This window comes from Pseudarthrobacter ribosi (assembly GCF_055412865.1).
Window position 1 is genome coordinate 80,744 of the sequence record NZ_JBVAYZ010000008.1, and the last position, 15,073, is coordinate 95,816.

A 15,073-nucleotide genomic window follows, 5' to 3' on the forward strand; every position below is an offset into this window, starting at 1 on the left:
CGGGCCCCGGCACCTAACGTGCGAGGTATTCCTCGTGCTGCCGGTGCGCTTCCGCGACCAGCGCCCGGATCTTGTCAATGTCCTTGGCCTTGTTCCGGTACTTCGGATCCATGGCCAGAATCTGTGACTCTTCATCGGTCAGCATCCGGTATATCCGCTCACGTTCGGACGAGTCAGCCGTGTATTCCAGGTCAAGGTAATTGACGGCATGCCGGCGCGCATTGTTGATGGAGGTCTGGGCTTTGCCGGCCTTGCTCAGCAGCGACGCCACCACGGTCAGGACCAGCACCCCAACGATGACGGCCAGGGAGGTGGCCGTGGTGATCTCGATGACGGGAACCGGCTGGCCGCCGTTGATGAACGGCAGGTTGTTCTCATGCAGGGCGTGGAGCACCAGCTTGACGCCGATGAAGGCAAGGATGACCGCCAGACCGTACGCAAGGTAGATGAGGCGGTCCAGGAGCCCGTCGATCAGGAAGTACAGCTGGCGCAGACCCATGAGGGAAAACGCCGTGGCGGTGAAGACGATGTACACGTTCTGGGTCAGCCCGAAGATCGCCGGGATTGAATCCAGGGCAAACAGTATGTCGGTTCCCCCGATGGCCACCATGACCAGCAGCATCGGCGTCAGCGCCTTCTTGCCGTCCTGGATGGTGAAGAGCTTGTCCCCGTCATAGTGGTCCGTGGTGTGGAAGAACTTCCTGGCGATCCGGATCATGAAATTATCGGCCTGGTCCTCGCCGTGGGCGTCCGGCCGGAGCAGGTTGCCCGCGGTGATCAGCAGAATCAGTCCGAAGATATAGAAAACCCACGCGAAGGAATTGATGAGCGCGGCGCCGAGGAAGATGAATCCGGTGCGGGCGATCAGCGAGAAGATGATGCCGAAGAGCAGCACCTTCTGCTGATCTTCGCGGGGCACCCGGAAGCTCGCGATGATGATCAGGAAAACAAAGAGGTTGTCGACCGAGAGCGCCTTCTCCGTGATGTAGCCGGCGAAGTACTCCGATCCCATCTCGCTGCCGCCGAAAATCCACACCAGGACACCGAAGACGACAGCCAGGCCCACGTAGAGAGCCGACCACGCGGCGGCCTCCTTGAGCGTGGGCACATGGGCCTTGCGGATGTGGAAAAAGTAGTCGAAAGCCAGCAAGGCCAGGATCACGGCAATGGTGATGGCCCAGACAAGGGGGGAAACGGTCATGGTGCTCAACTTCCGTCTAGGATCCGGCCCGCGGGTCCGGTTCAGTCGGCAATTCAGGTGGTATGAGAAGTTTAAGCGCTGGTGGCATCCTGCACCTCGCCGACGAGTTCCTCAATGATGTCCTCGAGGAACAGCACTCCAGTTGTTGTCCCATGGGCGTCAAATACTCTGGCCACGTGGGCTCCCGTGCGGCGCATCACGGCCAGCGCGTCCTCGAGTTCGCTGCCGCTGAAGGCGGAGGCCAGCTTCCGGATCCGCTTGGCGGGCACCGCGTCGCTGAACGCGGCCGGCGTCGTGAGGTCCATGACGTCCTTGAGGTGCAGGTAGCCGGAGGGGGCGCCGTCGTCGTCCGTGAGGATGTAACGGGAATAGCCGTGCGCCGCGACCGCACGTTGGATGTCAGCCGGGGTGGCCGTCGAGGGCAGCAGCACCATCGAATCGATCGGCACTTCCACGTCGGCGACCGTCTTGGCCGTGAACTCGAAGGCCGCGGTCAGGGTCCCGCTGGTGTCCGTCAGCATCCCGTCCCGGGTGGACTGCTCCACGATGTTCGCGACCTCGTCCAGCGTGTAGGCGCTGGTGGCCTCGTCCTTGGGCTCAACTTTGAAGAGCCGCAGGATCGAGTTGGCGATGCCGTTCAGGGTCCAGATGACCGGTTTGAAGACCCGGGCCACGAGCACCAGCGGCGGGGCCAGGAGTAGCGCCGCCCGCGTCGGAACGGAGAAGGAAATGTTCTTCGGCACCATCTCGCCGAACACCACGTGCAGGAAGGTCACCAGCAGCAGGGCGACGACGAACGCGACGATGCCGATCGTCTCGGCCGACAGGGAGGTCAGGCCCAGGGGGATCTCCAGCAGGTGGTGGATCGCCGGTTCCGAGACGTTCAGGATGACCAGGGAACACACCGTGATGCCCAGTTGGCTGGTCGCCAGCATCAGGGTGGCGTGCTCCATCGCCCAGAGGGTGGTCTTGGCGGCCTTGCTTCCGGCCTCGGCCTTCGGCTCGATCTGCGAACGCCGGGCGGAGATGACGGCAAATTCAGCACCGACAAAGAAGGCATTGACGGCCAGCAGGACGACGAGCCAGATGATGCCTGGCAGATATTCACTCATGGGTCAGCTCCCGCGTCAGATTGTCGATGATCCGGTCATGGGCGCTCTGCGGGGGATCCGTGGATTCATCCGGGGTAAACCGGAGCCGCTCGACGTGCGTCCCGACCACGCGTTCCACCCGCAGGGTCCCGCCGTGGATGGCCGCCTCGTCGCCGAGTTCGGGGATCCGGTCCAGCCGGTCCGTGACGAACCCGGCCATCGTGTCGTACTCCTCGCCGTCCGGGACGGAGATGCCGGTCCGGTCCAGGAGTTCATCCGGCCGGAGGGAGGCATCAAAAGTCAGCGAACGGCCCACCCGCACGACGCCGGTGCGGGCACGGTCGTGCTCATCTTCGAGTTCCCCGACGATTTCCTCCACCAGGTCCTCGAGCGTGACGATGCCGGCGGTGCCGCCATGCTCGTCCGAGACGATCGCCACCTGCAGGCCCTGCCAGCGCAGGAGACCCAGAAGGGTGTCGACGCCCATGGACTCAGGCACCCGCAGCAGCTCGATCATCAGGTCGGATGCCGAGACTCCCGATCGGTCGTCGAGGGCCACTGCGAAGGCTTGTTTGACGTGCAGCACACCGATGACGTCGTCCCGGTCCCGGCCGATCACCGGGAAGCGCGAATAGCCGGTGGCGGTCGCCAGGCTGACGATCTGCTCGGCCGTGTCGTCGGCTCCGATCGTCGCCATCCGCACCCGCGGGGTCATCACGTCGGCGGCGCTGTGGTCGGAGAACCGCAGTGTCCGGTGCAGCAGGGCAGCGTGGTCCAGGTCGAGGACGCCTTCGAGCGCGGAGCGGCGAACCAGGGAGCTCAACTCCTCGGCGCTGCGTGCGCCGGAGAGCTCTTCCTTGGGGTCAATGCCGAACGACCTGATGATGGAATTGGCCGTGTTGTTGAACAGGACAATCACGGGCTTGAATACCGTAGTGAACAGCGTCTGGAACGGAACCACCATTTTTGCCGTGGCCAGCGGCAGCGCCAGGGCGAAGTTCTTGGGGACGAGTTCGCCAATCACCATGGAGAAAATCGTGGCCAGGAAGATGCCGATGACGGCCCCCACGCCGGGGACAAATGCCTCGGGGACACCGGCGCTGCTCAACGGTCCGCTGAGCATTTTGCTGAGGGCCGGCTCGAACGTGTACCCGGTCAGCAGGGTGGTCAACGTGATGCCGAGCTGCGCGCCGGAGAGGTGCGTCGACGTGATCTTGAGGGCCTCAATGGTCGGCGCCAGCCGTTTTTCACCGCGCGCCTGGCGGGCTTCAAGGTCGTTGCGGTCCAGGTTGACCAGGGCGAATTCGGAGGCAACGAACATCCCCGTGCCGACTGTCAGGACGAGGCCGACGCCGATCATGATCCATTCATACATTCGGGTGCCCCTCTCCTGCGATGGCCGGTATTCCGGTCAGGAAGACGAGGGGCGAGGGCATATGTGAGGGAGGGTCATCCATGGTGCGTGCCAGTCTATCCGCCCGGCCGTGACGCCGCGCAGCGATCCGCCGCAGGCGAACCCGTCATCCGGTCATCCTTGCCGGGCGACGGCGTCAAGCGATTCGCACAGCATTTTCACAGGTAAGGGCTATTGAAGATACAGCCGGATCCACAAGAACAGTCGCAACTGATAGTTGTATCCGCGGACTCAATGATGACCGCGGCCTACCGACGATCAGTGGCGAGCGTTTCGACCACCCGAGCTGAAACCGACTAACGACGGGTTTCCGAGCATGTTGACTCTGCGCAGGCACGTTCTTCCTTCGGTCCTGGCCGTGCTCCTGCTGTCGGCGACCGCCTGTACGTCCGATTCCGCGGCCGGCTCCCGGCCGGACTTCCTGCCCGAAGAAGTGACCAGCGGCCCCGGCAGCGGCGCGTCATCCGCCGATCCCAGCGCGGCTGCTCCACGGCTGGGCCCCGCCGCTGCAGTCGCCGCACGAACGGTGCTGGAGTCCTTCAGGGGCCGGGGCGTGGTGGCACATCTGGAGGCCTTGCAACGCGTCGCTGATGAGAATAACGGCAACCGCGCTTCCGGCACCTCGGGCTATGAGGACTCCGCCAGATACGTCGAAGACCAATTGCGCGCTGCCGGGTACACTCCGGTCCGGCAGACGTTCACCTACCGGCGCGACGACGAGCGGGTGGAGACCTTCAACATTCTCGCCGACACGGAGGGCAGTGCCGAGAACACCATAGTGGTGGGCGGCCACCTGGACTCCGTGCGTAAGGGGCCGGGAATCAACGACAACGGCAGCGGCGTCGCGGCAGTGCTGGAAACCGCACGGTGGATGAAGGAGACCGGGATGCAGCGGCAAACCGGGTCCGGTTCGCATTCTGGGCCGCCGAAGAGGATGACCTCGACGGTTCGCGGCATTACGTCGACGAACTGAGCGCGGCCGACGTCCGCCGGACGGCGCTCTACCTGAATGTGGACATGGCGGCCTCGCCGAACGGCGTTAGGTCCATTCACGACGGCGACGGGTCGGATTTCGAGGAGGCCGGGCCGGCCGGTTCCAAGCAGATCGAGGATGTCCTCTTCCGGTTCTTCGAGGACACTTCGCTGCCGGCGGAAACCACACCCTTCGAAGGCGACGACTCAGATTACGAACCGTTCCTGCGGGCCGGCATTCCCGGCGGCGGGCTGTTCACCGGCGACGAGGAATCCAAGACCCAGGCACAGATGCGGGCCTACGGCGGTGTGGCAGGCAAGGACCTCGATTCCTGCTATCACAAGGCCTGCGACACCATCAGCAACACCAACGCGGACCTGCTCACGGAGATGTCCGCGGCCCTGGCCTACGCCACCGCCACCTACGCCATGGCCCCGCGGGGGTGATTTCCCGGCCCCCGGATAGTCACGGCGGCCGGCCCTGCACGATCACGAAAAGCAGCCGCTCGCCGGATCACTTGCCGCCAAGGCATGGCCGCACCGGTGCCGAGCAGGTAGAACTGAGTCATGACTACCTCACCCCTGGTGCTCGGCCCGATGATGCGGTACGTGGATGAGACCTCGGCGAGCGTCTGGGTGGAGACCCGGACTGCTGCCCGGGTCACCCTTCGCGCGGGCGGCCGGGACTGGGTAACCCCCACCTTCGCCGTTCACGGCCACCACTATGCCCTGGTGGAACTGGACGGGCTGGAGCCTGGCACAGTGACGCCGTACACCCTCGACGTCAACGGAAGCCAGGTCTGGCCGGATCCCGCATCGGAGTTCCCGCCGTCCATGATCGCGACGCTTGAGACCGGCAAGCCGCTGCGGATGGCCTTCGGCTCCTGCCGGACCAGTGTGCCGCACGATAAGTCCGGCAACCGGACCCACGGCGTCGACTCGCTGCGGGCGTACGCACTGAAGATGGCCTCCGGCGATCATTCGCCGTGGCCGGACCTGGTGGCTTTCCTCGGTGACCAGGTGTACGCCGACGTAACCAGCGAGCAGATGCAGGAGTTCATCCGCGCCCGGCGGGACATCGATGAACCGCCCGGCGAGGAGCTCAAGGACTATGAGGAATACGCCCACCTCTACAATTTGGCCTGGTCGGACCCCGCGAACAGGTGGCTGCTCTCCACCCTGCCCAGCGCCATGATTTTCGATGACCACGACATCCGCGACGACTGGAACACCTCGCTCAGCTGGAAGAAGGAGATGGAGGCCACCTCCTGGTGGCATGGGCGGATTGTCGCGGGCCTGGCCTCGTACTGGGTCTATCAGCACCTGGGGAACCTGTCACCGCAGGAGCGGGCCGGGGACGCCATCTGGCGGCGGATCGCCGGACACGTGGGCGAGGATGAGATCGACGTGAGCGCCGAACTGGACAGTTTCGCGGACCGCGCCGATCAGGACCCGGGATCGTACCGGTGGAGCTTCTGCCGGGATTTCGGGGACACCCGGCTGATTGTGGTGGATTCCCGGGCCGCCCGGGACCTGACGCCGGACGACCGCGCCCTGGTGGACGCAGCGGAAACGGCCTGGCTCGACGGACGGATGCGCGGCGGTTTCCGTCACCTGCTGGTGGCGACGTCGCTGCCTTTCCTGCTGCCGATGGGCCTGCACTACGTCGAATCCTGGAATGAGGCCATTTCCCAAGGTGCGTGGGGGAAACGTGCCGCCCGTGCCGGCGAAAAGCTGCGCCAGGCCGTGGACCTGGAACATTGGGGCGCCTTCCAGAACAGCTTCGGGGAAGTGGCGGCCATGGTGACAGAGATAGCCGACGGCAAACGAGGCCAGGCACCGGAAACCATCGCTTTTCTCTCCGGAGACGTCCATTATTCCTACGTTTCGGAAGTGGAGCGCTCCTCGGGTAGCCGGATCGTGCAGGCCGTCTGCTCCCCCATCCGCAACCCGCTGCCCCGGCTGATGCGGTCCTTCGCGGCCATCATGTCCTATGGCCTGGCCACACCGGTAGGCGCTCTGGTAGCGCGCTCGGCCAAAGTCCCGGACCCGCCGTTTCGCTGGTCCGGCGTCAAGGGGCCCTGGTTCGACAACAACCTGGCCTGCCTGGAGGTGGCCCCGGAAGGGCTGAAATTGTGGTGGCAGACAGGCGTCGTGGACGGCGATGACGAGCTGCATCCCCGACTGAAACTCGTCTCTTCCGTCACGGTGGCTCCCCGGCGGGCCGGGGAGCCCGCCGGGTGAGCTAGGACTCAGGACACCAGTTCGCGGAATAGCCGGAACCCTCGAAGACTTGTTCTCATTGGACGGCCACGGGGCCGCCGCCAGAAAAGGACTCTTCGTGCCGACTGCTTTTGTACCCTTCACCCTGCTCGCCACCGCGAGGGAAGGCCACCAGCGTGCCTTCCAGACGGACATTGAGCGGCTGGTATCCGACCACCGTGCACCGCTGTCCACCGTCAAGTCCACGGCGACGATGGCCTGCCTGCGGGGTGCGATCGCGAAAAGCGAGCACACCGCGACCGAGGCGGGCCTCGCCAAGTTCCTGGCCGACCGCCTGGTCACCAACGGCATCTACCTCGACCTCACGGTGTGCCTGGAGCCTTAGCCCTGATGGGCAGCGGGTGGCGACAGCAGCGGCTCTTCCCGCGGCCCGGCCGGCTCGTACCGCTCCAGGGCTGTGCCGACGGCGACGATCTTCCTCAGGTCCGCGAGCCCTCCTGACAGTTCACCCGCGGCGCGGGCCTGGACCAGCACGTTGCCGAGGGCGGTCGCTTCAACAGGACCCGCAATGACCGGTTTGCCGGTGGCATCGGCGGTGAGCTGGCACAGGAGCCGGTTTTGCGAGCCGCCACCAACAATATGGACGACGCCGACCGTCCTATCGGCGAGCCGTTCGGCGTCGCGGATGGTCCAGGCGTAACCGGCCGCGAGGCTGTCCAGGATGCAGCGGACGACCGCCGCGGGCTCGTCCGGAACGACGGCCCCGGCCCGGTGAGCGGCTTCGCGGATCCGCGCGGGCATGTTGTCCGGCGCCGTGAAAGCCGGATCGTCGGCGTTGATCAGGGGTCCCCCGGCCGGCAAGGCCGCGGCGCCGTCGAGCAGCTCCGTCAGGGAAACGGCGAGGCCCTGGGCAGCCCACGTGCGCTGGCATTCGCTGAGGAGCCAGAGTCCGCCGGCATTGCGCAGGTAGCGGATGGTGCCGTCGACGCCGCGTTCATTGGTGAAGTTCGCCAGCCGGCTCGCCTCGGTGAGGACAGGGTGCCGGAGTTCCACACCCACCAGGGACCACGTGCCCGAGGAGATATAGGCGAAGTCCTCCGTCTCCGCGGGGACGGCGACCACGGCCGAGGCGGTGTCGTGCGAGCCGACCGCCACCACCGCGGTCGCCTCCGGCAGCGCGGTGGTGGCGGCAATGGCCGGCAGCAGGGTGCCGATTTTTGCGCCGGGCCGGATCAGCGGCGGGAACAGGTCCGGCGGCAGTTCCAGGGCGGTCAGGAATTCCGTGGCCCACTCCCCCGCGACGGCGTCGAAGAGTCCCGTGGTGGAGGCGTTTGTGGCCTCGGTCCGGCGCTGGCCGGTGAGGAGGAAGGCGATCAGGTCCGGAATGAGCAGGGCCTGGAGGCTGTGGAGGCCCGGTTCGCTGGCGAGCTGGTAGATCGTGTTGAACTCCAGGAACTGCAGCCCGGTAGTGGCGTACAGGCGTTCCGGATCGAGCCGCCGGTGGACCTTCGCCACGGCACCGCGGCTCCGGTCATCCCGGTAGCTGAAGGGCTGAGCCACCAGCTCGCCGGCGGTGTTCACCCGCCCGTAGTCCACGGCCCAGGTGTCGATCCCGATGCTGGTGATCCGTTCCCCCTGCGCCGCCGCGCTGCTCGCGGCGGCCGCCAGCCCGGTGAGCACCTCGGCGAACAGTGCGCTGAAGTCCCAGCGCAGGCCGCCGGATTCCACCACCCCGTTGGGGAACCGGTGGACCGTCTCCAGCACCACACCCGGGGTCCCGCCGCCGCGGGTGATACGTCCCAGAATCACTCGGCCGGAGGACGCTCCGATATCGACCGCGGCGAACACTCCGCCGGCCGGGGAGGGCGCGGTGGTCATCGGAGGAAGGCGGTGGCGACGCCGGCGTCCACCGGGATGTGCAGTCCGGTGGTGTGCGAGAGTTCGCTGCCGGTGAGGACTGCCACGGCGTTGGCCACGTTTTCCGGCAGGACCTCGCGCTTGAGGAGGGTCCGCTGGGCGTAGTACTTGCCCAGGTCCTGCTCGTCGACGCCGTACACGGCGGCGCGTTTGGCGCCCCAGCCGCCGGCGAAGATCCCGGAGCCGCGGACGACGCCGTCGGGGTTGATCCCGTTGACCCGGATGCCGTGCTCGCCCAGTTCCGCCGCGAGCAGCCGGACCTGGTGCGCCTGGTCCGCTTTGGTGGCGGAGTAGGCGATGTTGTTCGGGCCGGCGAAGACGGAGTTCTTTGAGGAGATGTAGACGATGTCCCCGCCCATGCCCTGGTCGATGAGGACCCTCGCGGCGGCCTTGGAGACCAGGAAGGAGCCCTTGGCCATGACGTTGTGCTGGAGGTCCCAGTCCTGCTCGGTGGTTTCCAGCAGCGGCTTGGAGATGGACAGCCCGGCGTTGTTGACCACCAGGTCCAGGCCGCCGAAGGCCAGCACCGCGGCGTTCACCGCGGCGACGACCTGAGCCTCGTCGGTGACATCGGCCTGGATTCCGACGGCGACGTCGGAGCCGCCGAGCTCGGCCGCGGCAGCCCGGGCGGTGTCCAGGTTCAGGTCCGCGATGACCACGCACGCGCCCTCGGCCGCGAGGCGGGTGGCGATAGCCTTGCCGATGCCTGACGCCGCCCCGGTCACCAGCGCGATCCGGGTGGCGTGGGACTTCGGCTGGGGCAGCCGGGCCAGCTTGGCCTCCTCCAGCGCCCAGTATTCGATCCGGAACTTCTCAGCTTCCTCGATCGGAGCGTAAGTGGAGATGGCCTCCGCGCCGCGCATCACGTTGATCGCGTTGAGGTAGTACTCCCCGGCGACCCGGGCGGTCTGCTTGTCCTTGCCGTAGGAGAACATGCCCACCCCAGGGACCAGGACGATGGCCGGGTCCGCGCCGCGCAGGGCCGGTGAATCCGCGGTCGCGTGGCGGTCGTAGTACCCCTGGTAGTCCTCCCGGTAGGCGGCATGGAGTTCCTTCAGCCGGGTAACGGAGTCCTCGATCGAGGACTCCGCCGGCAGGTCCAGGACCAGCGGCTTGACCTTGGTGCGCAGGAAATGGTCCGGGCAGGAGGTGCCCAGCGCGCCGAGGCGCGGGTGTTCGGCCCCTTCCAGGAAGTCCAGGACGGCGGCATCGTCGCTGAAGTGCCCGACGACCGGTTTGTCACTGGAGGCCAGCCCGCGGATCACCGGCGCCAGCGCGGCCGCCTTGGCCCGCCGCGCGGCCTCCGGCAGGGCGCCGTAGCCGGGAAGCTTCGGTCCGAAGGGTTCGGGCCGGCCATGTTCCGCGATGTACTTTTCGGCCTGCTCGATGATCCACAGCGAGTTCGTTTCGGCCTCCTCACTGGTGGCGCCCCAGGCGGTGGTGCCGTGGCCGCCCAGGATGGTGCCGACGGCCTGCGGGTTGGCGTCCTTGATCGCGGCGATGTCCAGGCCCAGCTGGAACCCGGGACGGCGCCACGGCACCCAGGCCACCTTGTCGCCGAAGATCCTGGCGGTCAGCGCCTCGCCGTCGGCAGCCGTGGCGATCGCGATGCCCGCGTCCGGGTGGAGGTGGTCCACATGGGCGGCGTCGACCAGGCCGTGCATGGCGGTGTCGATCGAGGGCGCGGCCCCGCCCTTGCCGTGCAGGCAGTAATCGAACGCGGCCACCATCTCATCTTCCCGGTCGACGCCGGGGTAGACCTCTTTCAGGGCCTGCAGGCGGTCCAGGCGGAGGACCGCGAGCCCGGATTCGGTCAGCGTGCCCAGGTCACCGCCGGAGCCCTTGACCCACAGCAGCTGCACGTCCTCGCCGGTGACAGGGTCCTTTGCGGTGCCTTTGGCGGAGGTGTTGCCGCCGGCGTAGTTGGTGTTCCGCTTGTCCGCGCCGAGGCGGTTGGAACGGGCGACGAGCTGTTTCACGGTTGCATTGGTCATGGTCTTAGGCTCCCCATCCGGCCTGGTGGCCGCCCTGGCGGTCGGCATTGATCTTTTCCTGGTATCCGCTGGCGGCGAAGGCTGCCAGCGGGTCGGCGGGCAGGCCCCGCGATTCGCGCCATTCCGCCAGTCCGGGGCGGACGTCGGTGTAGAACGCGTCCATCAGGACCGCGTTGGCCGCGAGGACATCGCCCGCGTATTGCGCGGCCTCGAGGGCGGCAGTATCGACGAGGAGGGCCCGCGCCGTCATTTCCTGGACGTTGAGCACGGAACGGATCTGGCCGGGGATCTTCCCTTCGATGTTGTGGCACTGGTCCAGCATGAACGCCACGCCGGCGGCCGGCTCAAGCCCGCCCCCGCGGATGACCTCGTGCATGATGCGGAAGAGCTGGAACGGATCCGCGGCCCCCACAATCAGGTCATCATCGGCGTAGAAGCGGGAGTTGAAGTCGAAGGAACCGAGCTTGCCCAGGCGCAGGAGCTGCGCGACGATGAACTCGATATTGGTTCCCGGCGCGTGGTGTCCGGTGTCCAGGCAGACCTTGGCCTTCTCGCCCAGGGCGGCGCAGTGCACGTAGGAGGTGCCCCAGTCCGGGACGTCGGTGTGATAGAACGCCGGTTCGAAGAACTTGTACTCCAGCACCATCCGCTGGTCCTCGCCGAGGCGGTCGTAGACCTTCCGCAGGGATTCGGCCAGCCAGTCCTGGCGGGCCCGCATGTTGCCCTGTCCCGGGTAGTTGGTGCCGTCGGCCAGCCAGATCTTCAGATCCTGCGAGCCGGTCATGTTCATTACTTCAAGGCACTCGTACATGTGGTCCACGGCCTTCTGGCGCACGGCGGGATCGCTGTGGGTGAGGCTGCCGAACTTGTAGTCATCGTCCTGGAAGGTGTTGCTGTTGATCGTCCCGAGCTTGACGCCCAGGCCGGACGCATAGTCCGACAGCGCGGCGTAGTCGTCGACTTTGTCCCAGGGGATGTGCAGGGCAACCGAGGGGGCCAGCCCCGTCAGTGCGTTGACCTGGGCGGCGTCGGCCAGCTTTTCCTCGATGGTGCGGGGGGTTCCCGGTGTGGCGAAGACCTTGAAGCGGGTGCCGGAGTTGCCGAACGCCCAGGACGGCAGTTCGATGCTCTGATGTTCGAGCGTGGTTAAGACGTCGGTTGGGATAGACATGTCAGTCTCCTAGGGACTTGGACCGGGTGAGGGCTGACGCGGCGGCGGCCAGCTGGTCCTCGAGGTTGAATACTTCGGTCAGCTGGAGGAACCCCGCATCGGGGGTCCCGTCCAGGTCTTCGAAAAATCCGGACATCTCGGCCTGCCAGCGGGCGTTGACGTCCGTGGCTGCCATCCGGGCCTGGGCTTCCTTGAGGTTCTCGGTTTCGAAGTAGCCGATCAGCAGCCCGTCGGGGCGGAGGAAGAGTGAGTAGTTGTTCCAGCCGGCGGACTTCAGGGCCTGGAGCATGTCCGGCCACACGGCGGCGTGGCGGGCCGTGTATTCGGCGATGAGTCCGGGTTTGACCTGGAGCTGGAAGCAGACGCGCCGGGTGCTCATGACAGGACCACCTGCCGGTGCTCGATGCCCAGCAGGGACGCGGCTGCCTTGATGTCGGCGCCGCGGTGTCCGAGGCAGAGTGCCCAGTGGTGGCCGATGCCGGTCTGGCTCCACTGGTCCACCCAGAGTCCCGGGTCACCGCCGAAGTCCACCCGCGAGGTCGTGTTGCCGATCGCCAGGAGCGGGCCGGGCACGACTTCCCCTTCGGAGGTGATGAACACGTAGCTGCCGTCCGGGTCCTGGCCGAGCCCGAACGTGGTGACCGGGCCGGGCCGGACGTCGAATTCGACCGACACTCCCCAGCCGCGCTTGCCGTGGAAGACGCCCAGGCCGCGCAGCAGCGGCTGTTGCGCCGAGACAGCCAGATGGGCGGGACCGTCGTGGCCCATTTCCACCACGTTGTCGAAGAAGTTCAGGGCCTGGATTTCGGTGAACGATCCGCCGGCACCGATTGCCTGCGCGGCGAGCATGGCGATGGAGGTCCGCAGTTCGAACTCGCCGGCCATCGGGATGCCCCGGGCCGTGAGGATGGAGGATCCGAGGATCATCCCGGCGCCGAGGCGTTCGTGCTGTTCGCCGGCGAGGCCGCGGTGGTAGTAGGCCACCGAGTCCAGGTCGAAGTCCTCCACGAGCCGGTCCAGGCCGACGGAGACTTTGGCGCCCCAGGCGAAGTCCTCGTCGTTCACGGAACCGTCGAGGGCAAACAGCTGCCGGGCCAGGTCGAGCCGTTCTGCGACCTCTGCCGCGGTGACCGCGTGCACCCGTTCCCGGAGGTCATCGAATTCCAGCACCTCCACATGGGAGCCGAACGTCGTTGAGACGGTGGTGAGGTCGGTGGCGACGTCCAGCATGCCCGGATACAGGTGGCCCATCAGGCCGTGCCGGGCGTTGCGCAGGCGGGCGCGGACGGCGGCGGCGTGCACCCACTGGGTGATGCGGGCCCAGGCGGATTCCTGTTTGAGGTGCCCGGAGACGGAGCGGAACTCGATGCCGGCCCGGCGGAAGACGTTGGCGACCTCGGGGACCGGGCACTGGCCGCAGTAGGCCAGCCATTTTCCGGTGTCGAAGTTGGCGTGGTCCATGGCCTCGGTGGGCTGCAGGTCGATCACCAGGACCGGGGTTTTGGCGCGCTGGGCGATCGGCAGCACCATGGACGAGGTCAGGTACGTAGTGAGAAAGATGACGATGAGGTCGCAGTCGGCGACGCGCAGCTTTTCGCCGGCCGCGGCTGCTTCCTGCGCATCCGAGATGAAGCCGGTGTCGACGACGTCGGCGTCGAGGGCCTCGAAGCGGCCCGTCACGTAGCGGACGGACTCCTGCAGCTGCGGCAGCAGCCCGGGAAACTGGGGCCAGTAGGCACCGAGGCCGCCGGAGACCAATCCGATGCGGGTGGGCCGGCGGCGGTGCGGTAGGAGCAGCCGCGCATCCGGTTGTTTCTGGTTCATGTGAGGGGGCCTTCCGGCATGGAAAAGGAACTCATGGGGCTCAGTGCGTCCGCTCCCTGAGGGGGCGGTGCAGCACGGGCGGTGCGGGAGGGGCGGTGCGGTGTGTCACCGGGCAGGCTGTCACCAGCCTGCCCGGCGGCTCAGATCGGAGGGCTCAGAGGCGGCGGCTCAGAAGTCGTACTTGTCGATGTTCTCGGCGTTGAAGACCGTGGGCGGTCCGACGATCACGACGCCGCCCCTTTCGACCTTGCGTTCGCCCAGCTCGCCGGCGGTGAAGGTGTCCCCTTCGGCGCCGGTCATCTTGCCGTCGGTGAGCGCCTTGCCGGCGAAGGCGGCAACGTAGCCCAGCTGGGCCGGATCCCAGAGGGCGAATTCCTTCACGGTTCCGTCCTTGACGAAGGGGCGCATTTCATTGGGCAGCCCCAGTCCGGTGAGGGCGACTTTGCCCTTGTACTCGGAGGTGGAGAGGTACCGGGCGGTGGCCGCAATGCCGACGGTGGTCGGTGAAATGATGCCCTTCAGGTCCGGGTGGGCCTGCAGGAGGCCCTGGGCTTCCTGGAAGGACTTGGTGTCGTTGTCGTCGCCGTAGACCTTGGCCACGAGTTTGATGTCCTTGTAGGCGGGGTTGGACGCCAGCTCCTCCTCCATGAACTTGATCCACTCGTTCTGGTTCGTGGCGTTCGCCGTGGCCGACAGGATGGCGATTTCGCCGCTGCCGCCGATCTGCTCGGAGATCAGCTTGGTCTGGATCAGCGCCACTTCCTTGGCCACCACCTGGCTGATGAAGACGTCGCGGCAGTCCGGGTTGGCGTCCGAGTCGAACGCGACGATCTTGGCTCCGGCGGTCCGGGCCTCGCCGAGCGCCGTGCAGACGGCGTCGGGATCGTTGGCGGCGATCGCAATGACGTTGGTGCCGGCCTGGGTCTCGGCGTTGATGAAGGAGACCTGGCTGGACGCGGAGGCCTCGAGCGGCCCGACGACCTGGGAGGAGGCGAAGCCCGCTTCGGTGGCGCCCTTCTCGCCGCCGCCCAGGACAACGTCGGTGTAGGGGTTGTTGAGCTGCTTGGGGATGAAGGTGATCTTCAGGTCCCCACCCGCGGCGGGGCTGCTGCCACCGGTGGATCCCGAGCCGCTATTGCAGGCGGTCAGGGCTAGCGCGGCGGCGGCCGCAATGGCCACCATGCCCGCCAAACGGCCGTTCTGGCCTGTGCTCTTGCGGTTCAACATCATTGTTCTTCCCTTTTCCTCGTGCGGTCGGTGCCGCCG

The 15,073-nt window shown here is 66.7% G+C and carries 13 protein-coding genes; 4 read left to right on the forward strand and 9 right to left on the reverse strand.

Going from position 1 to position 15,073, the window contains the following annotated elements; translation table 11 throughout:
* Window positions 1-13 precede the first annotated feature (13 nt).
* The 3 genes from ACZYZ5_RS10675 to ACZYZ5_RS10685 form a co-directional block, all read right to left on the reverse strand.
* Window positions 14-1,201 (reverse strand): TerC family protein, encoded by a 1,188-nt coding sequence (locus ACZYZ5_RS10675; protein ID WP_463901659.1) that lies wholly within the window; start codon window positions 1,199-1,201, stop codon window positions 14-16.
* Between the two features lie 71 nt (window positions 1,202-1,272).
* Complete coding sequence (locus ACZYZ5_RS10680) at window positions 1,273-2,313, reverse strand: hemolysin family protein (protein ID WP_463901661.1); 1,041 nt, start codon at window positions 2,311-2,313, stop codon at window positions 1,273-1,275.
* Window positions 2,306-3,667, reverse strand: a complete 1,362-nt coding sequence (locus ACZYZ5_RS10685) for a hemolysin family protein (RefSeq protein ID WP_463901663.1) — start codon at window positions 3,665-3,667, stop codon at window positions 2,306-2,308. The genes ACZYZ5_RS10680 and ACZYZ5_RS10685 overlap by 8 nt, the downstream gene beginning before the upstream one ends.
* Before the next feature lie 355 nt (window positions 3,668-4,022).
* Here ACZYZ5_RS10685 and ACZYZ5_RS10690 point away from each other — a divergent pair, with 355 nt between their 5' ends.
* The 4 genes from ACZYZ5_RS10690 (at window position 4,023) to ACZYZ5_RS10705 (ending at window position 7,286) form a co-directional block, all read left to right on the forward strand.
* Window positions 4,023-4,679: a M28 family peptidase gene (locus tag ACZYZ5_RS10690; protein WP_463901665.1), complete on the forward strand. Its 657-nt coding sequence runs from the start codon at window positions 4,023-4,025 to the stop codon at window positions 4,677-4,679.
* On the forward strand, window positions 4,574-5,125 hold the full coding sequence (locus ACZYZ5_RS10695) for a M28 family peptidase (protein WP_463901667.1): 552 nt from the start codon (window positions 4,574-4,576) through the stop codon (window positions 5,123-5,125). The genes ACZYZ5_RS10690 and ACZYZ5_RS10695 overlap by 106 nt, the downstream gene beginning before the upstream one ends.
* A gap of 120 nt (window positions 5,126-5,245) precedes the next feature.
* The gene (locus ACZYZ5_RS10700; RefSeq protein ID WP_463901669.1) at window positions 5,246-6,922 is read left to right on the forward strand and encodes an alkaline phosphatase D family protein; all 1,677 of its coding nucleotides are present in this window, start codon (window positions 5,246-5,248) and stop codon (window positions 6,920-6,922) included.
* A gap of 97 nt (window positions 6,923-7,019) precedes the next feature.
* A complete protein-coding gene (locus tag ACZYZ5_RS10705; RefSeq protein ID WP_463901671.1) occupies window positions 7,020-7,286 on the forward strand; it encodes a hypothetical protein in 267 nt (88 codons plus the stop codon).
* Here ACZYZ5_RS10705 and ACZYZ5_RS10710 read toward each other — a convergent pair.
* From ACZYZ5_RS10710 to rhaS, 6 genes are all read right to left on the reverse strand, one after another.
* On the reverse strand, window positions 7,283-8,779 hold the full coding sequence (locus tag ACZYZ5_RS10710; protein ID WP_463901673.1) for a rhamnulokinase: 1,497 nt from the start codon (window positions 8,777-8,779) through the stop codon (window positions 7,283-7,285). The two genes, ACZYZ5_RS10705 and ACZYZ5_RS10710, sit on opposite strands and share 4 nt — an antisense overlap.
* Window positions 8,776-10,812, reverse strand: a complete 2,037-nt coding sequence (locus tag ACZYZ5_RS10715) for a bifunctional aldolase/short-chain dehydrogenase (RefSeq protein WP_463901675.1) — start codon at window positions 10,810-10,812, stop codon at window positions 8,776-8,778. The genes ACZYZ5_RS10710 and ACZYZ5_RS10715 overlap by 4 nt, the downstream gene beginning before the upstream one ends.
* A 4-nt stretch (window positions 10,813-10,816) precedes the next feature.
* On the reverse strand, window positions 10,817-11,983 hold the full coding sequence (gene rhaI / locus ACZYZ5_RS10720; RefSeq protein WP_463901677.1) for an L-rhamnose isomerase: 1,167 nt from the start codon (window positions 11,981-11,983) through the stop codon (window positions 10,817-10,819).
* Window position 11,984: 1 nt separating this feature from the next.
* Window positions 11,985-12,362 (reverse strand): L-rhamnose mutarotase, encoded by a 378-nt coding sequence (locus ACZYZ5_RS10725; RefSeq protein WP_463901678.1) that lies wholly within the window; start codon window positions 12,360-12,362, stop codon window positions 11,985-11,987.
* On the reverse strand, window positions 12,359-13,807 hold the full coding sequence (locus ACZYZ5_RS10730; RefSeq protein WP_463901679.1) for an arabinose isomerase: 1,449 nt from the start codon (window positions 13,805-13,807) through the stop codon (window positions 12,359-12,361). The genes ACZYZ5_RS10725 and ACZYZ5_RS10730 overlap by 4 nt, the downstream gene beginning before the upstream one ends.
* Before the next feature lie 168 nt (window positions 13,808-13,975).
* A complete protein-coding gene (gene rhaS / locus ACZYZ5_RS10735; RefSeq protein ID WP_463901680.1) occupies window positions 13,976-15,037 on the reverse strand; it encodes a rhamnose ABC transporter substrate-binding protein in 1,062 nt (353 codons plus the stop codon).
* Window positions 15,038-15,073 lie beyond the last annotated feature (36 nt).